This is a genomic window from Hydrogenophaga sp., from assembly GCF_965657535.1.
Lineage (GTDB): Bacteria > Pseudomonadota > Gammaproteobacteria > Burkholderiales > Burkholderiaceae_C > Hydrogenophaga.
Window position 1 is genome coordinate 229,118 of record NZ_CBFHOP010000001.1, and the last position, 19,794, is coordinate 248,911.

Below are 19,794 nucleotides of genomic sequence, written 5' to 3' on the forward strand. Positions count from 1 at the left end.
TGAAAAGAAAACAGAAAATGGATCAGAGCTTGCTCACGCCCGTGAGCGCGATCTTGAATTTGACTTGCACCTCGTCGGCCACCATCGAGGTGTCGGCCCACTCTTTTTCGCCTATGCGAAAAACGAGGCGCTTGATGGGGAAAGCGCCGGTGGCGGTGGTGGTGGTGCCGTTCTGGGTCAGCGTCACGGGCACCACCACGTCGCTGCTCAGGCCTTTGATGCTCAGTTTGCCGGTGACTTCAAATTTGCTGGCGTCCAGCCGCTTGATGCTGCTGGACTGGAATGTGGCCTTCGGAAAAGCGGCCACGTTGAACCAGGTGGCTTTGGGCAGTTCGGCGTTGGCTTCGCGGCTGATGTCAGCGCTGCCCGTGTCCACGGTGAAAGCGATCTGGCTGGTGGCCAGCTTGGCCGGGTCAAACGCCACCTGGGCGCTAAAGGTCTTGAACTTTCCCTCCACAGGCACGCCCATCTGGCGGCTCACAAAGGCCACTTCGCTTTGCGCGGGCACCAGCGCTTGCTGCGCCTGGGCCACCAGCGGGAAAAACGCTGCGGCGACCAGCGCCAAAGATGCAAAAGACAGTTTCATGGAAGGACTCCGGGGGAAATTCAACGGCGGCCAAAGGCCATGCGCCGGATCAGACCGTCGCGGTCAACAAAGTGGTGTTTCAGCGCACCGGCCACATGCAGCAGCACCAGCGCAGCCATCCCGTAGGCTGCCAATTTGTGCAGCGGCTTGAGCACATCGGCCAGGCCTTCGCTCACGGGCACGAAGTCGGGCAACTGAACCACACCCAACCACACAACGGGAAACCCCTCGGCCGAGCTGTAAGCCCAGCCGAGCAGCGGCACCGCAAAAAACAGCACATACAAACCGAAGTGGGTGGCGTGGTGCGCCGTGCGTTGCCAGGCGGGCATGGCGATCTCAATGGCCATGGGCAAAGCCGGCGGGCGGTGCGTGAGGCGCCAGAATAGGCGCACGAACGACAGCGTCAACACCGTGACCCCGGCCCACTTGTGCCAGCTGTAATACTGCAGGCGCTGGGGCGAAAACGGCAGATCGGCCATGTAAAGGCCGAGGGAAAAAATGGCAATCAGCGCCACGCCCAGCAACCAGTGCAGGGCCACGGCCACAGGGTGGTAACGGGAGACGAACGCTTTTGACATACACGCAGTTTAGGCAAAAGCCTGTTGCCGCTGCGTGAAAGCGCTTGAAGCCTAAATTCAAAATATTTGAACGAACTAAGCCCAGCCATTCGAATCACGGGCGCCATCCCGCTCCTACAATGCGCCCATGCCCGACACCGATGCCCCGAGCCTGCTGACGCTGTACCCCGCTATGGGTTCGCTGCCGGAACTGCTCCCTCGGCTGAACCTGGTGCGGGTGCCCGCCGGCACGCCCCTGTTTCGGGAACACGGCACCTGCCAGGGCTTCCCCATGGTGCTGCAGGGCGAGGTTCGCGTGTCGCGCAGCGCCGCAAATGGCCGTGAGTTGGAACTGTACCGCGTGCTGCCCGGCGAGATGTGCCTGGTGTCTTCTGCCGGGCTGTTTGCGGGCCAGCCCCTCACCGCCCATGGTGTGACCACCACCGACACCACCCTGACCCTGCTGTCACCGCCCGATTTTCAAGTGGCCATGGCAGACCCAGGCTTTCGCAACTTTGTGCTCGGCCTGTTTGCCCTGCGCATGGCCGACCTGACCAGCCTGATTGAAGCCGTGGCCTTCCAGCGTCTCGACAGCCGCCTGGCGGCCACCCTGCTCGGTCATGGTCAACAGGTGCGCGCCACCCACCAGGCGCTGGCCGACGAGTTGGGCACGGTGCGCGAAATCGTGACCCGGTTGCTGCACCGGTTTGAACGCGACGGCATCGTTGAACTCTCGCGCGAGTGCATCACCATTTGCAACAGTGCGGCCCTGCGCAACCTGGCGGCCCTGCAGACGCGCTGAGCGACGCGGCAACACGGTGGGCCTGCGCGCCGCTTTGTGACGCAGGTCACAGACCCGCCGCCCGCAACCCGGTTCAATAGCGCCACGCCCCAACGGGGTATGTACACCGCCCTCGGCGGCTACCCCGTTGGACCGATCTTTTGTTTTCAGCCTTTCCAGGAGCACTTTCATGACCAAAAACGTTGGCGGCATTGACCGCACCATCCGCATCGTCGTCGGCCTCGCCCTCATCGCCGCAGCCGCCACCGGCAACGTGGGCCTGTGGGGCTATGTGGGCGTGGTCCCGTTGCTGACCGGCCTGGTGGGATGGTGCCCGCCCTACGCCCTGCTGGGCTTCAACACCTGCAGCATGAAGAAGTAAGCCCCTGCGCCGCTACCCCTTAGGGGGCATCGCGAGCGGCCAGGCAAGCCGGCTCCGCCGTGATCGCTGGGCAAAGACGTCTTTTTCCAGCGAGGCTGGTTAGATCACTTGCGTGTCACTGTCAAGACAAGCTTCACCGCACCGCATGGCGCAACATGGCGGCTTCACCCATACGCTGAGGCCGCCATGTACATTCCATCCCTCCAAGACGCCGTCCACCCTGACGAGTGGGCACTGCGCTGCGACCTCGCCGCCTGCTACCGGCTGGTGGCGGCGTATGGCTGGAGCGATCTGGTGTTCACCCACATCAGCGCCAAACTGCCCGACAGCGTGACCGGTGGCGCGCACCAGTTCCTCATCAACCCCTACGGGCTGATGTTTGACGAGATCACCGCCAGCAGCCTGGTCAAAGTCGATATGGCCTGCAACAAGCTCATCGACAGCCCGTTCCCGGTCAACCCGGCAGGGTTTGTGATCCACAGCGCCGTGCACGAAGCGCGCCCCGAAGCCGGCTGCGTGCTGCACACCCACACGCGCGCCGGCGTGGGCGTGAGCGCGCAGGCCGCCGGCATCCTGCCCATCAGCCAACAAAGTACGTTTGTGCTCGCTTCGCTGGCGTACCACGACTATGAAGGCGTGGCCTTTCGCCCGGACGAAAAACCGCGCCTGCAAGCCGACCTGGGCACGGCCAACTTTCTGGTGCTGCGCAACCACGGCCTGCTGACGGTGGGACGCACGATTGCCGATGCCTTCCTGTCCATGTACACACTGGAAAACACCTGCCGCATCCAGATCGATGCGCTCGCTGGCGGCGGTGCCCTCACCCAGGTCAACCCCGCCATCCTGGCTGGCATGGCCGAGGTGATGAAAATCGCCACGGCGGGTCAGGGCGCACAACTGGCCTGGCCCGCGCTGCTGCGCAAAGCCGAGCGGCTGGACCCGGGCTACAAAACCTGAATCAAGGTCAAGGTGCAGCTGGCCGCGACTGCTGCACAAACGCGGTCATACCGTCGAGCACCGTGCGCAAGCGAACCACCTCACGCGAGCCGTCAAGCCGGCTCGACCACGCCGCCAGCCGCGACACCAGCAACAGCCGTGGCAACAACCGGTGCAGAAAACCCACCAGATCGGGCGGCACCGACGCACGGCGCGCAGAAGACTGGCTCGCTTGCCCGTAGGCATTGAGCACGGCCAGCACGGCCTGGGGGCCCAACGCGTCCAGGTACCGCGAGAGCGACAACACCAATTGCAAAACGTCGTACACCTGCACCGTGGCCAGCGGCAAACCCGGTTGCAAACGCTCCTCGAAATCCAGCCGGGCAAAATGCTGGCCGTCCCAGGTCAGGTTGCGCGTCTGGGCGCCACCATGCCACTGTCCCCGCGCATGAAAACCCGCCAAATCGGCACCGGCCGCGCACATCAGCGCCAGCCGATCGGCTTCGGGCGTGCGGTGCAACACGTGGTCCAGCGTGGGCCCGATGTCACCGGTTTCCAGCGAGTACCCGTCAAAAGCCAGCACCGGCGGCACCCGCTCACCGGCCGCCGCCAGGGCTTTCAGGCGCTCGTGCTCAAACGCCAGCAACACCGATCCATCGGTCTGGCGAACCGCGCGCCACGGTACCGGTACGCCCACAAAGTGGGCAAACAGCCAGATACCCAGCGACTGGGCCGCGCTGCGCAGCGGCCGGTCGGCGGTTTTGGTCCAGGTTTTGGTGGGGGTGGTCGGGTTCAAGGGGTGGATTATGGCGAAACCGCGTCAGCCACCCCGCGTTCGGTGGCTGCGGCCGCTCACGCCGCGTCGGCGTAGCGATCCAGCTCCCACCCGCTCACGTGTTGCGCCCAGGCGTCCCACTCGGCTTGTTTGATGGCAAGAAGCTGTGCACAGAAAGCCTCACCCACCGCGTCGCGCAAGGCACTGTCTTGCCTCAAAGCATCCAACGCGCTGCACAGGTCGCGCGGCAAACGCGCGGGCATGTCGTCACCACAGGCCTGGCGCTGGTACAGGTCTTCGTCGCAACCTCCAACCGCAGGCATGCCCTGCTCAATGCCCGACAGCCCCGCAGCCAGCGTGCCCGCCAGCGCCGCGTACACGTTGCACGAAGGGTCGGGCAGACGCCACTCCAGCCGGTTGGCCACGGTACGCACCAGACAGGTTCGATTGTTGTCGCCCAGGGTTTTCCACACCGGCGACCAGGTGGTGCCCGACGCGCTGGCGCTGCTGGCCAGGCGTTTGTAGCTGTTCACGGTGGGTGCGCACAGCGCCGCCAGCGCATCAGCGTGGTGCAGCAGGCCCGCAGCAAACTGGTGGCCCAGCGTGCTCAGGCCCAGCGCCCCGCCAGGGTCCGCCATCACGGCCACACCTCGCGCATCGGTCAGGCTCAGGTGAAAGTGCAGGCCACTGCCGGGCGCGTGCGCCAGCGGCTTGGGCATGGTCGAAAACGTCAGGCCGTGCGCCTGAGCCACCGCATGTGCAGTCAGCTTGAACAGCTGGTAGCGGTCGGCGGCGGCCAGGGCCTCGTCGAACCGGTAGTTGATCTCGTACTGACCACAAGCGTCTTCGTGGTCCATCTGCTGCAGCTCGAACCCGAGCGCGCAGAGGTGGCGCCGCATGTCGTCCAGAAAACCCAAGTTGCGGCCGATGGCGGCCAGGTCGTAGGACGGCTTGGCGTGCCGGTCGTTGCTGTCGCCCACCTGCCAGGCGCCGTCGGGCCCGCGCTTGAGCAAGAAAAACTCGGGCTCAATGCCCACCCAGAGCGTCAGGCCACGCGCCCGCAGCCGGGCCACTTGGCGCTTGAGCAGCTGGCGCGAACACGTTTCCAGCGCTTCGCCCCCCGTAAAACCGTCGCACACAGCATGTGCCACACCCGGCATGAACGGCAATGGCCGCAAAGACTCGGGCACCACCCGACCGAAATACTCGCTGCGCGCACCCATGCGCGGCAAGCCCGTGCCCCAGATGCTGGGGCCAGCGAAACCCGCGCCCACCGCTACCACGTCGGGCAACGCGGCCAACGGCACCAGCTTGCCTTTGGGTGCGCCGTGCAGGTCGGTGAAGGTGGTCAGAATGGAATGGATGCCCTGCGCCTGCAAGGCGTCCATGCGCTCGGCAAGGCGGGTGCTTGCGCCCGGCTCAAGGCTCACGCATTCACCCCATCACCTCGGCCATGGCCGCGTCCAGCACATCCAGACCTTCGGCAAACACCGCGTCTTCAATCGTCAGCGGGAACAGGTAGCGAATCACGTTGCCGTACACACCGCAAGTCAGCAGCAACAGACCGCGCTTCAGAGCGGCGGCCTGCACCCGCTTGGTCAGGTCCGCGTCGGGGGCGCCGTGGGCGTCCACAAATTCACACGCCACCATGGCACCCAGCCCGCGCACGTCGCCCATGCGGGGGTACTTGGCCTTCGCTGCCGTGAGGTGCGCGATCAGCCGGTCGCCGAGCAACTGGGCGCGCTCAGGCAGCTTTTCTTCAACCATCACGTCCAGCACCGCCAGCGACGCCGCAATGGCCAGCGGGTTGCCCGCATAGGTACCGCCCAGACCGCCCGGCGCCGGGCCGTCCATGATGGCGCGGCGGCCCGACACGGCCGACAACGTGGTGCCGCCGGCCATGCTCTTGGCCATGGTGATCAGGTCGGGTTTGGCGCCGTAGTGCTCCATCGCAAACAGCTTGCCGGTACGGGCAAAACCGGTCTGCACCTCGTCGGCAATCAGCAAAATGCCATGCTGGTCGCACAGCTCGCGCAGCCACTTCACGGCAGCCGGCTGAATCGGGTTGAAACCGCCCTCGCCTTGCACCGGCTCGAAGATGATCGCGGCCACGCGGCTGGGCTCAATGTCGCATTTGAACAGCTGTTCCATCGCGTGCTTGGTGTCGTCCAGCGACGCGCAATGGCACGGAAACGGCACGTGGTAAATCTCGGGCGGGAACGGGCCAAAACCCGCCTTGTAGGGCTGCACCTTGCCGGTCATGGCCACGGCAAACAGGCTGCGGCCGTGAAAGGCTGCGCCAAAGGCAATCACACCGCTGCGCCCGGTGCTGCTGCGCGCAATCTTGATGGCATTCTCCACCGCTTCCGCGCCGGTGGAAAAGAAGGCCGTCTTGGCCGGGCCTTCGATCGGCACGATCGCGTTGATGCGTTCGGCCAGCTGCACGTATTCGGCGTAAGGCACCACCTGGTAGCAGCTGTGGGTGAAACGCTGCAACTGCGCCGCAATGGCCGCCTGCACCTTGGGGTGCACATGCCCGGTGTTGAGCACCGCGATGCCGCCCGCAAAGTCAATGAAACGCCGGCCCTCGATGTCCCAGAACTCGGCGTTCTTGGCGCGGTCAATGAAAAAGTCGCCCATCACACCCACGCCACGCGGCGTCGCGTCAAGCCGGCGCTGGTGCCAGGCAGCGTTGGTGTGGTCCGTTTTCAGATCGTTCCTGGCATTCATTGCAGTCTCCATTGAAAGAAAAAATGTGTCTGGCGCGAAATGCCTTTAACCCAGGGCACCGCGGAACTGGCTTTGCCAGGCCGCCAGTGCCGCCCCCTCCGGGGGGTGACGCGAAGCGGCGCGGGGGGTGCTTTCTAGACAGGGCTATCGATACGTATCCAAGTCGTCTTGGTCTCGGTGTACTTGTCAAACGCGTGCAGCGACTTGTCGCGCCCCACGCCGCTTTGCTTGAAGCCACCAAACGGCACCGTGATGTCGTCTTCGTCGTACTGGTTCACGTGCACCGTGCCGGCGCGCAGCGCACGAGCCACACCGTGGGCTTTGTTGATGTCGCTGGTCCACACGGCGGCTTGCAGGCCATAAATGCTGTTGTTGGCTTCACGCACTACGCTGGCGGCGTCGGTGAAGCCCATCACGCTCAGCACCGGGCCAAAAATCTCTTCGCGGGCAATCGTCATCTGCGGCGTCACGCCGTCAAAAATGGTGGGCTGCACATAACACCCGCCCGCCACCGGCGCGGCCAGTGCGCCACCCGCGATCAGCTTGGCACCTTCGCTCTGGCCCAGGCCGATATAGCGCATCACGTTGTCCAGCTGCACCTGGTCCACGATGGCGCCCATCACCGTACCCTTGTCCAGCGGGTTGCCGGGCTGGTAGTTGGGCACCAGCTTCAGGGCTTTTTCCAGAAACGCGTCCTTGATGCTTTCCTCCACAAACAAGCGCGACGGCGCGTTGCAGCTCTCGCCCTGGTTGAAGAAGATGCCGCCCACGGCAGCTTCCACGGCGCGGTCCAGGTCGGGGCAGTCGGCAAACACGATGTTGGGCGACTTGCCGCCCAGCTCGGTCCAGGCGCGCTTCAGGTTGCTCTGCCCGGCCATCACATGAATTTGCTTGCCCACGCGGGTGCTGCCGGTGAAGGCGATGCAGTCCACGTCCATGTGCAGCGCCAGCGGGCTGCCCGCCTCGGGGCCGTAGCCCGGCACCACGTTGAACACGCCGGGCGGCATGCCGGCTGCCAGCGCCAGCTCGGCCAGCCGCAATGCGGTGAGCGGGCTTTTTTCCGAAGGCTTCAGCACCACCGAATTGCCCGCCGCCAGCGCCGGCGCAATCTTCCAGGCGGCCATGATCATGGGGTAGTTCCAGGGCACGATGATGCCCACCACGCCTACCGGCTCGCGGGTGATCAGCGCCAGCGCGCTGCGGCCCGTGGGCGCGATTTCGTCATACACCTTGTCCACCGCTTCGCCATACCAGCGGATGCAGTTGGCCGCGCTGTTCACGTCCACACCCTTGGCGTATTTGATGGGCTTGCCCATGTCCAGCGTTTCCATCAGCGCCAGCTCATCGGCGTGCGCCAGCAGTTGGTCGGCAAACTTGATCATGATGCGCTTGCGTGCAGCCGGCGCCATGCCACTCCAGCGGCGCGACTCAAACGCTGCGCGGCCCGCCGCCACCGCCGCATCCACATCGGCCTGGCCGCAACGGGCGACGGTGGTCAGCAGCCGGCCGTCCACCGGCGACAAACAGTCAAAGGTCTGGCCGTCCAGCGCGGCCACGCGCTCGCCATGGATAACGGCGCGGCCGTCGAACGTCTGGGCAGGTGTGGTGTCGGTCATGGGCTTGGGTCCAAGGGTCGGAATACTTCGCAATGGCACCATGCTACGCCGGATTCAAGCGCTTTGGCTGATCCACTTTGCGAGCGGATCAGCCATCCAGTCGGTGCCCCCGGGCACGCCACAGCGCCTCAGTGCGGCGACAGCGCCACCGTCTCGGCCCGAGTGGCAGCCGCAATTTCGCGGTCGCGCCGGCGCGTGGCCCGCGCCACCCACACCGCATAGGCCACGATCACCACCGTTACGGTCACGATCAGCAGCGTGGCGGCCGCGTAAATGGTCGGGTTGATGCCTCGCCGGGCGTAGCCAAAGATCACCTGTGGCAAGGTGTTCACGCCGGGGCCCGACAGAAATTCGGAAATCACCACATCGTCAAAACTGAGCGTAAAGGCCAGCAGAAACGCCGCCAGGATGGCCTGAAAAATATTCGGCAAGGTGACCAGGAAAAACACCTGCATCGGCCGCGCGCCCAGGTCCATGGCGGCCTCTTCAATGCTGCGGTTCATCTCCAGCAAGCGGCTCTGAATGACCACCATGCCGTAGGCCATGCCCAGGAGCGTGTGGCCCAACACAATGGTGAGCATGCCGCGCTGCGGCCAGCCAAAGGCGTTTTGTGCGCCCACCGCCAGCAACAGCAGCGACAGGCCAATCACCACCTCGGGCATCACCAGCGGCGCGTTCACCATCCCAGAAAAAACCGTGCGCCCCAGAAAACGCCGGTAACGCACCAGCACAAACGCCGCAAACGTGGCCAGCACCGCCGAGAGCACGCCGGTCACCGTGGCGATCTTGAGCGACAGCCAGAAGCCTTCGACGATTTTGGTGTCGCGCGTGAGCGCCTCGTACCAGCGCAGCGAAAAGCCGGTGAAGCGCGCGTCTTGCCGGGTGCTGTTGAACGAAAACACCACCATGAACAACAGCGGCAGGTACAGAAACACGAACACCACCGCCAGCCAGAACTTGCCGAAATGTTTTTCAAGCAGCTGTTTCATGCCTTGGCTCCTTCGCTTTTTTCACCGGTGTAGTGGTAGTAGACGGCCAGGGGCACCACGATCAGCGCGATCATCACCACCGCCAGTGCGGTGGCTTTGGGCCAGTCGTTGGCGGTGAACATTTCGTCCCACACCACGCGCCCGATCATCAGGTTTTCAGGCCCGCCCAGCAGCGACGGAATGACGAACTCGCCCACACAGGGAATGAAGACCAGCATGAAACCGGCGATGATGCCCGCCTTGGACAGCGGCACCGTGACGAGCCAGAACGCCTTGAACGGCGTGGTGCCCAGGTCGTAGGCAGCCTCCAGCAGACGAAAGTCCATCTTCACCAGGTTGGCGTACAGCGGCAGAATCATGAACGGCAGGTACACATAGGTCATGCCCACCAGCATCGACACGTTGGTGTAGAGCATCTGCATCGGTTCGTCGATGATGCCCACGCTCATCAAAAAGCGGTTGATCACGCCCTGATCGGCCAACAGACCCTTCCAGGCGTACACGCGCAGCAGGAACGAGGTCCAGAACGGCAGCATCACCATCAGCAGCAGCGCCGGGCGCACGCTCTCGGGCGCTCGCGCAATGAAATACGCAAATGGGTAGCCAATGACCAGACACAGCAGCGCTGTGACCAGCGCATAACCGATGGAGCGCAAGTAGGCGTCCACATACAAGGTCTTGAACAGCGGCGCACCCTCTTCCGTGCGCAAGATCGAAAGGTAGTTTTCGTACTTCAGCTTGAGCACGCCGGTGGTCGCATCCCAGAGCGGCTTGAACGGGTGGATGTCACCGGCCATGTCCACAAAGCTGATGTAGAGCAGGATCAGGAACGGAAGAAAGAAAAAGACAAACAGCCAGGCAAACGGCACGCCAATGACGAAACGCTTGCCGGGCATAGGGAAGGCAGATGCCATCGAATTACTCCTGAAGAGTCGGTGGAGCGAGGAAACCGAAAACCAAGAACGCCGCGGAGCCGGCTTTGCCGGGCCGCCAGCGTTGCCCCCTCCGGGGGGTGACGCGAAGCGGCGCGGGGGGAGACTGACTCGTGTCAGTCCCTCAAGACCACCGCCGCCTTGTCGTCCCACCAAAAGAACACCTCGTCTTCCCACGTGATGTCGGACAGGTCTTGACGCGAGGTATTGGCTTCGGTCACCCGCACCTTGCTGCCGTCGCGTGCCTGCAGGATGTAGTTGGTGTACGAACCCAGGTAGCCGATTTCTTTGACTTTGCCCTGGAACAGGTTGAACGCACCGTTGTCGGGCCGGGCCTTGCTGATCTCAATCTTCTCGGGCCGCACGGCAATCGACACCGGCATGTTCAGCGTGCCGCTCACACCGTGGCCCACATGGACCTCGCCGATACCGGTGGTGGCCGCGCAGCGGTCGGGCTCGTCCAGCGTGAGCTTGCCGCCAAACAGGTTCACGTTGCCAATGAAGTCGGCCACAAACTTGTTGCGCGGGTGCTCGTAGATCTCCTCCGGCGTGCCCACCTGCAGCACCCGGCCCTTGCTCATGATGGCGATGCGGCTGGCCATGGTCATGGCCTCTTCCTGGTCGTGCGTCACCATCACCACGGTCACGCCCACCTTTTCAATGATGTTCACCAGCTCGAACTGCGTCTGCTCGCGCAGCTTCTTGTCCAGCGCGCCCAGCGGTTCGTCCAGCAGCAGCAGCTTGGGCCGCTTGGCCAGGCTGCGTGCCAGGGCCACGCGCTGCTGCTGCCCACCCGAAAGCTGGTGCGGCTTGCGTTTGGCGTAGGGCGTGAGCTGCACCAGGCCCAGCATCTCGTCCGTGCGTTGCTGCACCTCGGCTTTGGGCAGGCCCTCGCGCTTGAGGCCAAAGGCCACGTTTTCCCAGATGTTCAGGTGCGGAAACAGCGCGTAACTCTGAAACATCATGTTCACCGGACGCTCGTAAGGCGGCATGGCCGCCACGTCTTGCCCACCCAGCATGATGCGCCCCGACGTGGGCTTCTCGAACCCCGCCAGCATGCGCAGCAACGTGGACTTGCCGCAGCCCGAACTGCCCAGCAGGGCAAAGATTTCGCCCTTGCCGATGGAGAGCGACACTTCGTCTACCGCCACCGCCTCGTCAAAGCGCTTGACCAATTTTTCGGTGACCAGAAAACCTGCCTCATCAGCCATGGATGTTTCCGTTTCTTGTTCGATGTGCCAACAAAAAAGGGCTGTTCAACCCGGAAGAAGAACAGCCCTGAGCCCAGTGCAAAGCCTTACTTGCCGCGTTTGAATGCGTTGTAGGTGTCGTTGAGCACACTGGCCACATCGTTGGAGAAACCACCGGTCGGGATCAGGCGTGCGGTGTCTTCATCGCTCAAGAAAATGGTCTTGTTTTGCTTGATCTCGTCCTTGATCATCGCCACCGAAGCCTTGTTGCCGGTGGGGTAGTTCATCTCGTTGGCCATGGCCGCGCCATTTTCGGCACGCAGGAAGAAGTCGATGAACGCGTGTGCGTTGTTCACGCGCTTGGCGTCTTTCGGAATGGCCATGGTGTCGATGAACACCAGACCACCGCCGGTGGGCAACAGCGGCACGATTTCGTCCTTGCCACCGGTTTCCTTCACACGGTCAGCGGCGATGTTGATGTCACCCGACCAGCCGACAAACGCGCAACCTTTGCCGCCGGCAATGTCGTCGATCATGGTGCTGGAGAACAGGCGCACATCTTTGCGCACCTTGGCCAGCATGGCGCCGGCTTCCTTGAAGTCTTCGGCGTTTTCGCTGTAAGCCGGCTTGCCCACGTAGTGCAGCGCCAGCGGCAAGATCTCGCTCGGCGAGTCCAGGTAAATGATGCCGCACGAGCGCAGCTTGCTGGAATATTCGGACTTGAACACCAGGTCCCAGGCGTTTTCGGGCATGGGCATGTCACCCAGCGCCTTTTCTACCTTCTGCTTGTTGATGCCCACCGTGGTGAAGCCCCAGGCCCAAGGCACGAAGTGCTTGTTTTCTGGGTCCACACCGGCAATCTTTGCCATGAACTCGGGGTCCAGGTTGCCGTAGTTGGACAGTTTGCTGCGGTCGATGGGCTGGTACAGACCGCCATCAATCTGCTTCTTGCCGAAGCCTGCCGTGGGCACCACGATGTCGTAGCCTGAGTTGCCTGCCACCAGCTTGGCGTGCAGCGCTTCGTTGTTTTCAAAGGTGTCGTAGTTCACCTTGATGCCAAACTCTTTCTCAAAGTCGGCCACCATGGTCTCGGTGATGTAGTCGGGCCAGTTGTAGATGTTCAGGACTTTTTCATCGTCCAGCACCGGGCCAGCAGGCGCCGCAGGGGCTGCGGCCACGGGCGCGGGCGCAGCAGGTGCCGCCACCGGCTCCTCTTTTTTGCCGCAAGCGGCGAGCAAAACGGCCGTGATGGCCAGCGCGAGAACATGCTTTTTCATGGTGAAGAACACTCCAGAGGGGATGGGAAACAAACCGAAGAATCAGGCGCGACACCCGGACCCTTGAATGCCAACAAGACAAGCAACAAACGGGCCCGAACACTCCCCAAATTGGGGGATGCAATCACTGTATCAAAAAATCCCATCACGCCAACTGGCCAGCGGTGCGCAAATCCGCCAGCGTCGCGTCCAGACACAGCCGGATCAGCGCCATCATTTCGTCGACCTGGGCGCGCGTCATCACCAGCGGCGGCGCAATGATCATGCGGTCGCCCACGGCGCGCATGATCAGCCCGTTCTTGAAACAATGGCCGCGGCAAATCATGCCCACGCCCAGGTCTTCGTCAAACAGCGCCTGGGTCGCCTTGTCTTTCACCAACACCAGGCCGGCCACCAAGCCGCAGGTTTCGGCCTCGGCCACCAGCGGGTGTTCGTTGAGTTCGGCAAAGCGCGCCGCCAAATAGGGGCCCACATCGTCGCGCACCTTGCTGACCAGGTTTTCGCGCTCCATCAGCTCGATGTTGGCCAGCGCCACCGCGCAGGCCACCGGGTGGCCGCTGTAGGTGTAGCCGTGGTTGAACTCGCCACCCTGCTCGATCAGCACCTTGGCCACGCGGTCGCCCACCATCACACCGCCCAGCGGTATGTAGCCGCTGGTCACACCCTTGGCAAAGGTCACCAGGTCGGGTCGGTAACCAAATTTTTCATACGCAAACCAGTGGCCCAGCCGGCCAAAGGCGCAAATCACCTCGTCTGAAATCAGCAAGATGCCGTATTGGTCCACGATACGCTGGATCTCGGGCCAGTAGGTCTCGGGCGGAATGATCACGCCGCCCGCACCCTGCACCGGCTCGGCTATGAAAGCGGCCACCTTCTCGGGGCCCACTTCCAGAATCTTGGCTTCGAGCCAGCCTGCGGCGCGGCGGCCAAAGTCGGCCCGGCTTTCGCCGGGCAGCGCGTTATCAAAAAAGTACGGCTGCTCAATGTGCGTGATATTGGGAATGGGCAAGTCGCCCTGCGCGTGCATGCCGCTCATGCCGCCCAGCGAAGCGCCCGCCATGGTGCTGCCGTGGTACGCGTTGTGGCGGCTGATGATGACCTTGCGCTGGGGCTGGCCCAGCAGGTCCCAGTAGCGGCGCACCATGCGCACATTGGTGTCGTTGCTTTCGCTGCCACTGCTGCTGAAGAACACATGTTCAAAACTGCGCCCGCCCACCTTCGGGGCCAACGAAGCCAGCTTGGTGGCCAGCTGCACCGCCGGCACGTTGGTGGTGTTGAAAAAGCTGTTGTAGAACGGCAGCGTCATCATCTGCTGGTAAGCCGCGTCGGCCAGCTCCTTGCGGCCGTAGCCCGCGTTCACGCACCACAGGCCGCTCATGGCGTCCAGGATCTTCTTGCCTTCGGAATCCCACACATAAATGTTGTCGGCGCGGGTGATCACCCGCGCACCGCGCGAAGCCAGGCCCGCGTGGTCGGTGAAGGGGTGCATGAAGTGCGCGCTGTCGAGCGCCTGCACGGCCTGCGTGTCTTGCTGCTCGGCGCGGCGCACCAGGGCGGGCGGGGCGATGAGGGTTGAGGGGTTCATACGGATCTCACTTTCTTGCAGAGCATTCATCGAGAACGCAGCGGAACCGGCTTTGCCAGGCCGCCAGCGGTGCCCCCTTGAGGGGATGACGCACCGCAGGTGCGGCGCGGGGGTGGTTCATGGACAGCGGCGCGGAGGCTTACACGTGCAGCAGGAGGTGTTCGCGTTCCCATGGGGAGATGACCTTCATGAACTCGTCAAACTCCAGCTCCTTGATCTCGGTGTAGATCGTGATGAACTCTTTGCCCAGGATGTCGTGCAGGTCGGTCTCGCGGCGCAGCCAGTCCAGCGCCTCGCCCAGCGAGCGCGGCAGCGAATAAGGCGCCAGGTAGGCGTCGCCCTTCATTTCGGGCTTGGGCTTGATCTTGTTTTTCATGCCCAGGTAGCCGCAAGCCAGCGTCATGGCCATGGCCACGTAGGGGTTGGCGTCGGCGCCGATCACGCGGTTTTCCACCCGCCGCGCTTCGGGGCTGGAAATGGGCGAACGGATGCCCACCGTGCGGTTGTCGTGGCCCCACTCGATGTTGATGGGCGCGGCCGTGTGGCGGCTCAGGCGGCGGTAGCTGTTCACATACGGTGCCACCAACACCATGGCCGCCGGTATGTAGCGCTGCAGACCGCCGATGTAGTGGTGAAAGGCGTCAGACGCGGTGCCGTCTTCGTTGCTGAAAATGTTCTTTCCCGTGACTTTGTCCACGATGCTCTGGTGCACATGCATGGCGCTGCCGGGTTCCCCCGCAATGGGCTTGGCCATGAAGGTGGCGTACATGTCGTGGCGCAGCGCGGCTTCGCGCACCGTGCGCTTGAAGAAGAACACCTCGTCGGCCAGACCCAGCGGGTGGGCGTGGAAGAAGTTGATCTCCATCTGCCCCGCGCCCACCTCGTGGATCAGCGTGTCCACGTTGAGATGCATCTTGTCGCAGTAGTCGTAAATCTCTTCAAACAGCGGGTCGAACTCGTTCACCGCGTCAATCGAATACGCCTGGCGCGAGGTCTCGGCCCGGCCGCTGCGGCCAATGGGCGGCTTCAGCAGCGTGTTCGGGTCGGTGTTGCGCGCGGTCAGGTAAAACTCCAGCTCGGGCGCCACCACCGGGTCCCAGCCCTCGGCGTCGTACAGGTCGCAAATCTTGCGCAATACGCTGCGCGGCGCAAACGGCACCAGCTTGCCGGCGTGGTCAAAGCAGTCGTGGATCACCTGAGCGGTGGGGTCTGTGGCCCAGGGCACGATGCGCACGGTGCTCGGGTCCGGGCGCAGCTGCATGTCTTTGTCGGTCGGGTCGATCACGTCGTAATACGGGCCGCTTTCGGGAAATTCGCCCGTCACGCCCATGCCCACAATGGCTTGCGGCAGGCGCATGCCCCGGTCTTCGGTGAATTTGCCGCGCGGCAAAATCTTGCCCCGCGCCACACCGGTCAGGTCGGGCACCAGGCACTCCACTTCGGTCACGCGGTGCTCGTTGAGCCAGTTTTCCAGGTCGTTGAAAGTCATGGTCTTGCGGTCTGTCATGGGCCGGTTCCTTGGTGTTGTCGTTGTCTGTATCAGCTGGTGTGGCGGGCCAGGTCGGCGGCCTGCAGGCGCAGGCTGCGGCGCTGGCGGCAGGCGTGGCCAAACGCCTCAAAAATGGCGGCGTAAAACGGGGTTTCCCAGCAGCGCCATTCGGGGTGAAACTGCACCGCGTAGGCGAAGGTGTGGGCGCCCTTCACGGCAAACGCCTCCACCACGCCATCGGGCGCATGGGCCAGCGCTTCCAGGCCATCGGCCAGGCGGTTGATGCCCTGCCCGTGCAGCGAATTCACCTCGGTCTGCGGGCCACCCGCCCAGGTTTCAAACACGCTGCCAGGTTTGAAGCGCACGGCATGGCGCGGGGCGTATTGTTCGTCAAACGGCGCGCCCTTGGGCTCGCGGTGGTCGCTCAGGCCAGGCACTTCTTGCACGCGCTGGTGCAGCGTGCCGCCCAGCGCCACGTTGATTTCTTGAAAGCCGCGGCACACGCCCAGCAGCGGCACGCCTTCGTGTACGCAAGCTTTCACCAGCGCCAGGGTGAGGATGTCGCGCGCCGGGTCCAGCGGCAGGCTGGGGTCGGCCACGTCTTCGGCAAAGTGCGACGGGTGCACGTTGGACGGCGAGCCCGTGAGCATGACGCCGTCCACCATGGACAGCAATTCGCTGATCTGTTCGGGTTCTGCCAGCGGGAACATCACCGGCTGGGCCTGCGCGCCCACCTTCACGGCGCGGGCGTATTTGTCACCGAGCAGCAAAAAAGGCATCTGGTGCCCGTGGTCGCCCAAGAGGCGGTGGTCGGCCGGCAGCCAGACCATGCAAGGCGGTTGGTTCATGTTGTCTCCAAACACGTAAGCCGATTGTGATGCTCAAATTGGATCACAATAAGAGCCATTCTATGTAACTCGATGGTGCCACTTAACCCCCTGCGTTGCGCATGCGGCATCGGGCCTGGGTGAGAAGAGCCGTCAAGTCGGTTCCCCAACGTGCGCCGGGCCACATCACCCGACCTGCGCGGTGCATTGGAGTCAAAAAGACATGCTGTCCGAATTTCTGCTCAGTGAAATGACCCGCCTGGGCGCTCAAGACGCCCTGCCGCTGCACCGCCAGCTGTACGAAGCGCTGCGCCGCGCCATGCTCGACGGCAAGCTCGCTGCCGGGGAGCGCCTGCCGTCCAGCCGCGACCTGGCGCAAGACCTGAACCTCTCGCGCAACACGGTGGTGGCCGCCATCAACCAGCTCAGCGTGGAAGGCTACCTGGCCAGCCGCGTGGGCAGCGGCACCTACGTGAACGACAGCGTGCCCCGCACCCTGCCGGGCCAAAGCGGTCGCCGTGCCGGTGGCCCGGCGCGCGCCGCCGTGCCCAGTGGGCGACTCTCGGCGCGTGGCGTGGCGCTGTCCACCACCTTTTGCGCCACCGAACTCGAAGTGCAGCCGTTCACGCCCGGCATCGCCGATTTCAGCGCCTTCCCGCTCACGCTCTGGCAGCGCCTGCAAAACAAACACTGGCGCATGACCTACCCGGACATGCTCGACTACGCCACCTCGGGCGGTCACGCCCCGCTGCGCCGCGCCGTGGCCGACTACCTGCGCGTGTTCCGCAGCGTGCAGCTGGACGCCGACCAGGTCATCATCACCACCGGCACCCAGCAGTCGCTCGAACTCTGCGCCCGCCTGCTGGCCGACCACGGCGACACCGTGTGGGCCGAAGACCCCGCCTACTGGGGCGCCGTCAAAGCCTTCATGGCCACCGGCCTGCACATCCACCCGGTGGAAGTGGATGTGGAAGGCATCCGCCCCACCGAAGCGGATAACGCCAAGCCCCCGCGCCTGATCTACCTCACACCCTCACACCAGTACCCCACCGGCGCCGTGATGAGCCTGCCCCGGCGCCACCAACTGCTGGCCACCGCCCGCGCCCACGGTGCCTGGGTGCTGGAAGACGACTACGACAGCGAATACCGCTTCAGCGGCCCGCCCATATCCAGCCTGGAAGGGCTGGACACCGACGGCCGCGTGCTCTACATGGGCACGTTTTCCAAGGTGCTTTACCCCGGCATCAAGCTCGGCTACCTGGTGGTGCCCAAACCCCAGGTGGCCGCCTTCAAGCAAGCCCACTACGACCTGAACCGCCCCGGCCAGATGCCGCTGCAGGCCGCGCTGGCCGAGTTCATTGAAATGGGCCACTTCAGCAGCACGCTGCGCCGATCGAGGCAAAGCTACGCCGAACGCCGCCACTGCCTGCTGCAAGCACTGGCACCGGTGCTGAACGAACACAGCGAAGGCCCACGCATCACCGGCGCCGAGCAAGGCCTGCACCTGTGCCTGCGCCTGCCCAACCATGTGAACGACCGCGCCCTGGCGCAGCGGCTGGCCCAGCAAGGCATCACGGTGCGCCCGCTGTCAGCCTACTGCCTGGCACGCACCGACCTGCGTGGCCTGGTCATTGGCTACGGCTACGCACCCCTGGCCGACATTGCCCGCCACGGCACGGTGCTGGCGGCGGCGGTGCGGCAGGAAATGGCACAGGGGAGCTGAGGGAGCCGGGAGACTGGTCGGCTCACACAACGAAGCCGGGATGTCTGCCCCCCCACTTGCGAGCTCGTACGGGCGCGAGCGTGAGGGTCTTCGTGCAGATGGCGCGAGCTACAAGATATCCCGCAACCGGTACCACAGCATGCCCAGCGCCAGGCTGGGCGTGCGCAGCAGCGCACCGCCCGGAAACTCGCGGTGCTTCAAGCGGGCAAACACGTCAAAGCGCCCGGCCTGCCCAGCCACCGCCTCGGCCACCAGCTGGCCGGCCAGCCCGGTCAGCGCCACACCGTGGCCACTGAAGCCCTGCAGGTAATACAGGTTGTCGCCCAGGCGGCCAAAGTCGGGTGCGCGGTTCATGCTGATGTCCACAAAGCCGCCCCACACATGCTCAATGGGTACGTCTTTCAGGGCTGGGAACACCGCGCCCATGCGCTGGCGCATCACCGCCTCCAGGTTGCGCGGGGTTTGCGTGGTGTAGCTGACGCGGCCACCGAAGAGCATGCGGCGGTCAGCGCTGAAGCGGAAATAGTCCAGCACAAAATTGTTGTCGCACACCGCCGCGTTGCTGGGAATCAGCCGGGCGCACAAGGCCGGGTCCAGCGGCGCCGTGCCCACGATGTAGGTGCCCACCGGCATGATGCGCGGCGCAATGTCGGGCGCCACCTGCGGGCCGTATTGCGCCAGCATGCTGTTGCCCGCCAGCACCCCAAAACGCGCCCTCACCAAACCCTGCGGCGTGGTCGCCACCAGCGTGGCGCCGCGCTGCAGCGCCGTCACCGGCGAGTGCTCAAAAATGCGCACGCCCGCCGCCTGCGCCGCCCGCGCCAGGCCCAGCGCGTATTTCAGCGGGTGCAAATGGCCCGAACGCGTTTCGCGCGCCGCCGCCACATAGCGCGGGCTGTCGATCAGGCGCGGCAGCTGCGCGCCCTCGGCCCAGTCGCAGCCAATGCCGCGCCGCTGCAAGCCGTCCACCTCTTCGCGCAGCGCCCGCGCCTTGCGCGCAGAGTCCGCCACATACACATAGCCCTTCACCCAATCGCAATCTATCTGGTGCGCCGCCATGCGCTGCTCCATCAGGTCCAGCGCCTGCAGCGACATGTCCCAGACGCGCTGCGCATCCGTCGCGCCCAGCTGCTGTTCAAACGGCGCTTGCCCGCTGGCATAGCCCACGATGGCTTGCCCACCGTTGCGCCCGCTGGCGCCGCTGCCCACGCGGTCGGCCTCCAGCACCACCACGCTCAGCCCGCGTTGCGCCATCTCCAGCGCCGCGCTCAAGCCGGCAAAGCCCGCGCCCACCACCACCACATCGGCCTGCACCGCGCCATCCAGCGCTGGGCAAGCCTCGGGGCGCGTCACGCTGGCTTCGTAGTAGCTGCGGCGGTTGAGCTGCGTGTCCGACCCCACCAAAGAACGCTGGAACAT

Annotated in this window: 18 protein-coding genes; 4 read left to right on the forward strand and 14 right to left on the reverse strand. The window is 64.3% G+C overall.

Annotation, left to right across the window (positions count from 1 at the left end; genetic code table 11):
* Positions 1-22 precede the first annotated feature (22 nt).
* Complete coding sequence (locus ACTG4K_RS01210) at positions 23-586, reverse strand: YceI family protein (protein WP_439112369.1); 564 nt, start codon at positions 584-586, stop codon at positions 23-25.
* Between the two features lie 20 nt (positions 587-606).
* Positions 607-1,164, reverse strand: a complete 558-nt coding sequence (locus ACTG4K_RS01215; RefSeq protein WP_439112370.1) for a cytochrome b — start codon at positions 1,162-1,164, stop codon at positions 607-609.
* 127 nt (positions 1,165-1,291) lie between these two features.
* On the opposite strand from ACTG4K_RS01215, the gene ACTG4K_RS01220 reads away from it, so the two are divergent.
* The 3 genes from ACTG4K_RS01220 to ACTG4K_RS01230 all read left to right on the forward strand — a co-directional run bounded on the left by ACTG4K_RS01220 (position 1,292) and on the right by ACTG4K_RS01230 (position 3,263).
* On the forward strand, positions 1,292-1,945 hold the full coding sequence (locus ACTG4K_RS01220; RefSeq protein ID WP_439112371.1) for a Crp/Fnr family transcriptional regulator: 654 nt from the start codon (positions 1,292-1,294) through the stop codon (positions 1,943-1,945).
* A 169-nt stretch (positions 1,946-2,114) separates the two neighbouring features.
* A complete protein-coding gene (locus ACTG4K_RS01225; protein ID WP_439112372.1) occupies positions 2,115-2,306 on the forward strand; it encodes a YgaP family membrane protein in 192 nt (63 codons plus the stop codon).
* Between the two features lie 186 nt (positions 2,307-2,492).
* A complete protein-coding gene (locus tag ACTG4K_RS01230; RefSeq protein WP_439112373.1) occupies positions 2,493-3,263 on the forward strand; it encodes a class II aldolase/adducin family protein in 771 nt (256 codons plus the stop codon).
* Positions 3,264-3,270: 7 nt separating this feature from the next.
* Here ACTG4K_RS01230 and ACTG4K_RS01235 read toward each other — a convergent pair whose 3' ends face one another.
* The 11 genes from ACTG4K_RS01235 to ACTG4K_RS01285 form a co-directional block, all read right to left on the reverse strand.
* A complete protein-coding gene (locus tag ACTG4K_RS01235) occupies positions 3,271-4,038 on the reverse strand; it encodes a hypothetical protein (protein WP_439112374.1) in 768 nt (255 codons plus the stop codon).
* A gap of 56 nt (positions 4,039-4,094) precedes the next feature.
* Positions 4,095-5,447 carry a type III glutamate--ammonia ligase gene (locus ACTG4K_RS01240; protein WP_439112375.1) on the reverse strand — a complete coding sequence of 451 codons (1,353 nt, stop codon included), beginning with the start codon at positions 5,445-5,447 and terminating at the stop codon, positions 4,095-4,097.
* Positions 5,448-5,451: 4 nt separating this feature from the next.
* Positions 5,452-6,747, reverse strand: a complete 1,296-nt coding sequence (gene gabT, locus ACTG4K_RS01245; RefSeq protein WP_439112376.1) for a 4-aminobutyrate--2-oxoglutarate transaminase — start codon at positions 6,745-6,747, stop codon at positions 5,452-5,454.
* Positions 6,748-6,881: 134 nt separating this feature from the next.
* On the reverse strand, positions 6,882-8,363 hold the full coding sequence (locus ACTG4K_RS01250; protein ID WP_439112377.1) for an aldehyde dehydrogenase: 1,482 nt from the start codon (positions 8,361-8,363) through the stop codon (positions 6,882-6,884).
* Positions 8,364-8,491: 128 nt separating this feature from the next.
* Positions 8,492-9,352, reverse strand: coding sequence for an ABC transporter permease (locus ACTG4K_RS01255; protein ID WP_439112378.1), 861 nt, complete (start codon positions 9,350-9,352; stop codon positions 8,492-8,494).
* Entirely contained in the window at positions 9,349-10,266 is a 918-nt protein-coding gene (locus ACTG4K_RS01260; protein ID WP_439112379.1) for an ABC transporter permease, read from the reverse strand. The genes ACTG4K_RS01255 and ACTG4K_RS01260 overlap by 4 nt, the downstream gene beginning before the upstream one ends.
* A gap of 134 nt (positions 10,267-10,400) precedes the next feature.
* A complete protein-coding gene (locus tag ACTG4K_RS01265) occupies positions 10,401-11,495 on the reverse strand; it encodes an ABC transporter ATP-binding protein (RefSeq protein ID WP_439112380.1) in 1,095 nt (364 codons plus the stop codon).
* An 86-nt stretch (positions 11,496-11,581) separates the two neighbouring features.
* Positions 11,582-12,751 (reverse strand): extracellular solute-binding protein, encoded by a 1,170-nt coding sequence (locus ACTG4K_RS01270; protein ID WP_439112381.1) that lies wholly within the window; start codon positions 12,749-12,751, stop codon positions 11,582-11,584.
* 145 nt (positions 12,752-12,896) lie between these two features.
* Complete coding sequence (locus ACTG4K_RS01275) at positions 12,897-14,336, reverse strand: aspartate aminotransferase family protein (RefSeq protein WP_439112382.1); 1,440 nt, start codon at positions 14,334-14,336, stop codon at positions 12,897-12,899.
* Positions 14,337-14,475: 139 nt separating this feature from the next.
* Entirely contained in the window at positions 14,476-15,843 is a 1,368-nt protein-coding gene (locus tag ACTG4K_RS01280) for a glutamine synthetase family protein (RefSeq protein WP_439112383.1), read from the reverse strand.
* 32 nt (positions 15,844-15,875) lie between these two features.
* Positions 15,876-16,673 (reverse strand): gamma-glutamyl-gamma-aminobutyrate hydrolase family protein, encoded by a 798-nt coding sequence (locus ACTG4K_RS01285; protein WP_439112384.1) that lies wholly within the window; start codon positions 16,671-16,673, stop codon positions 15,876-15,878.
* 202 nt (positions 16,674-16,875) lie between these two features.
* Between ACTG4K_RS01285 and ACTG4K_RS01290 the strand changes: the two genes are divergently transcribed.
* The gene (locus tag ACTG4K_RS01290) at positions 16,876-18,375 is read left to right on the forward strand and encodes a PLP-dependent aminotransferase family protein (protein ID WP_439112385.1); all 1,500 of its coding nucleotides are present in this window, start codon (positions 16,876-16,878) and stop codon (positions 18,373-18,375) included.
* A gap of 108 nt (positions 18,376-18,483) precedes the next feature.
* Here the strand turns inward: ACTG4K_RS01290 and ACTG4K_RS01295 are convergent, their stop codons facing one another.
* Complete coding sequence (locus tag ACTG4K_RS01295; RefSeq protein WP_439112386.1) at positions 18,484-19,794, reverse strand: NAD(P)/FAD-dependent oxidoreductase; 1,311 nt, start codon at positions 19,792-19,794, stop codon at positions 18,484-18,486.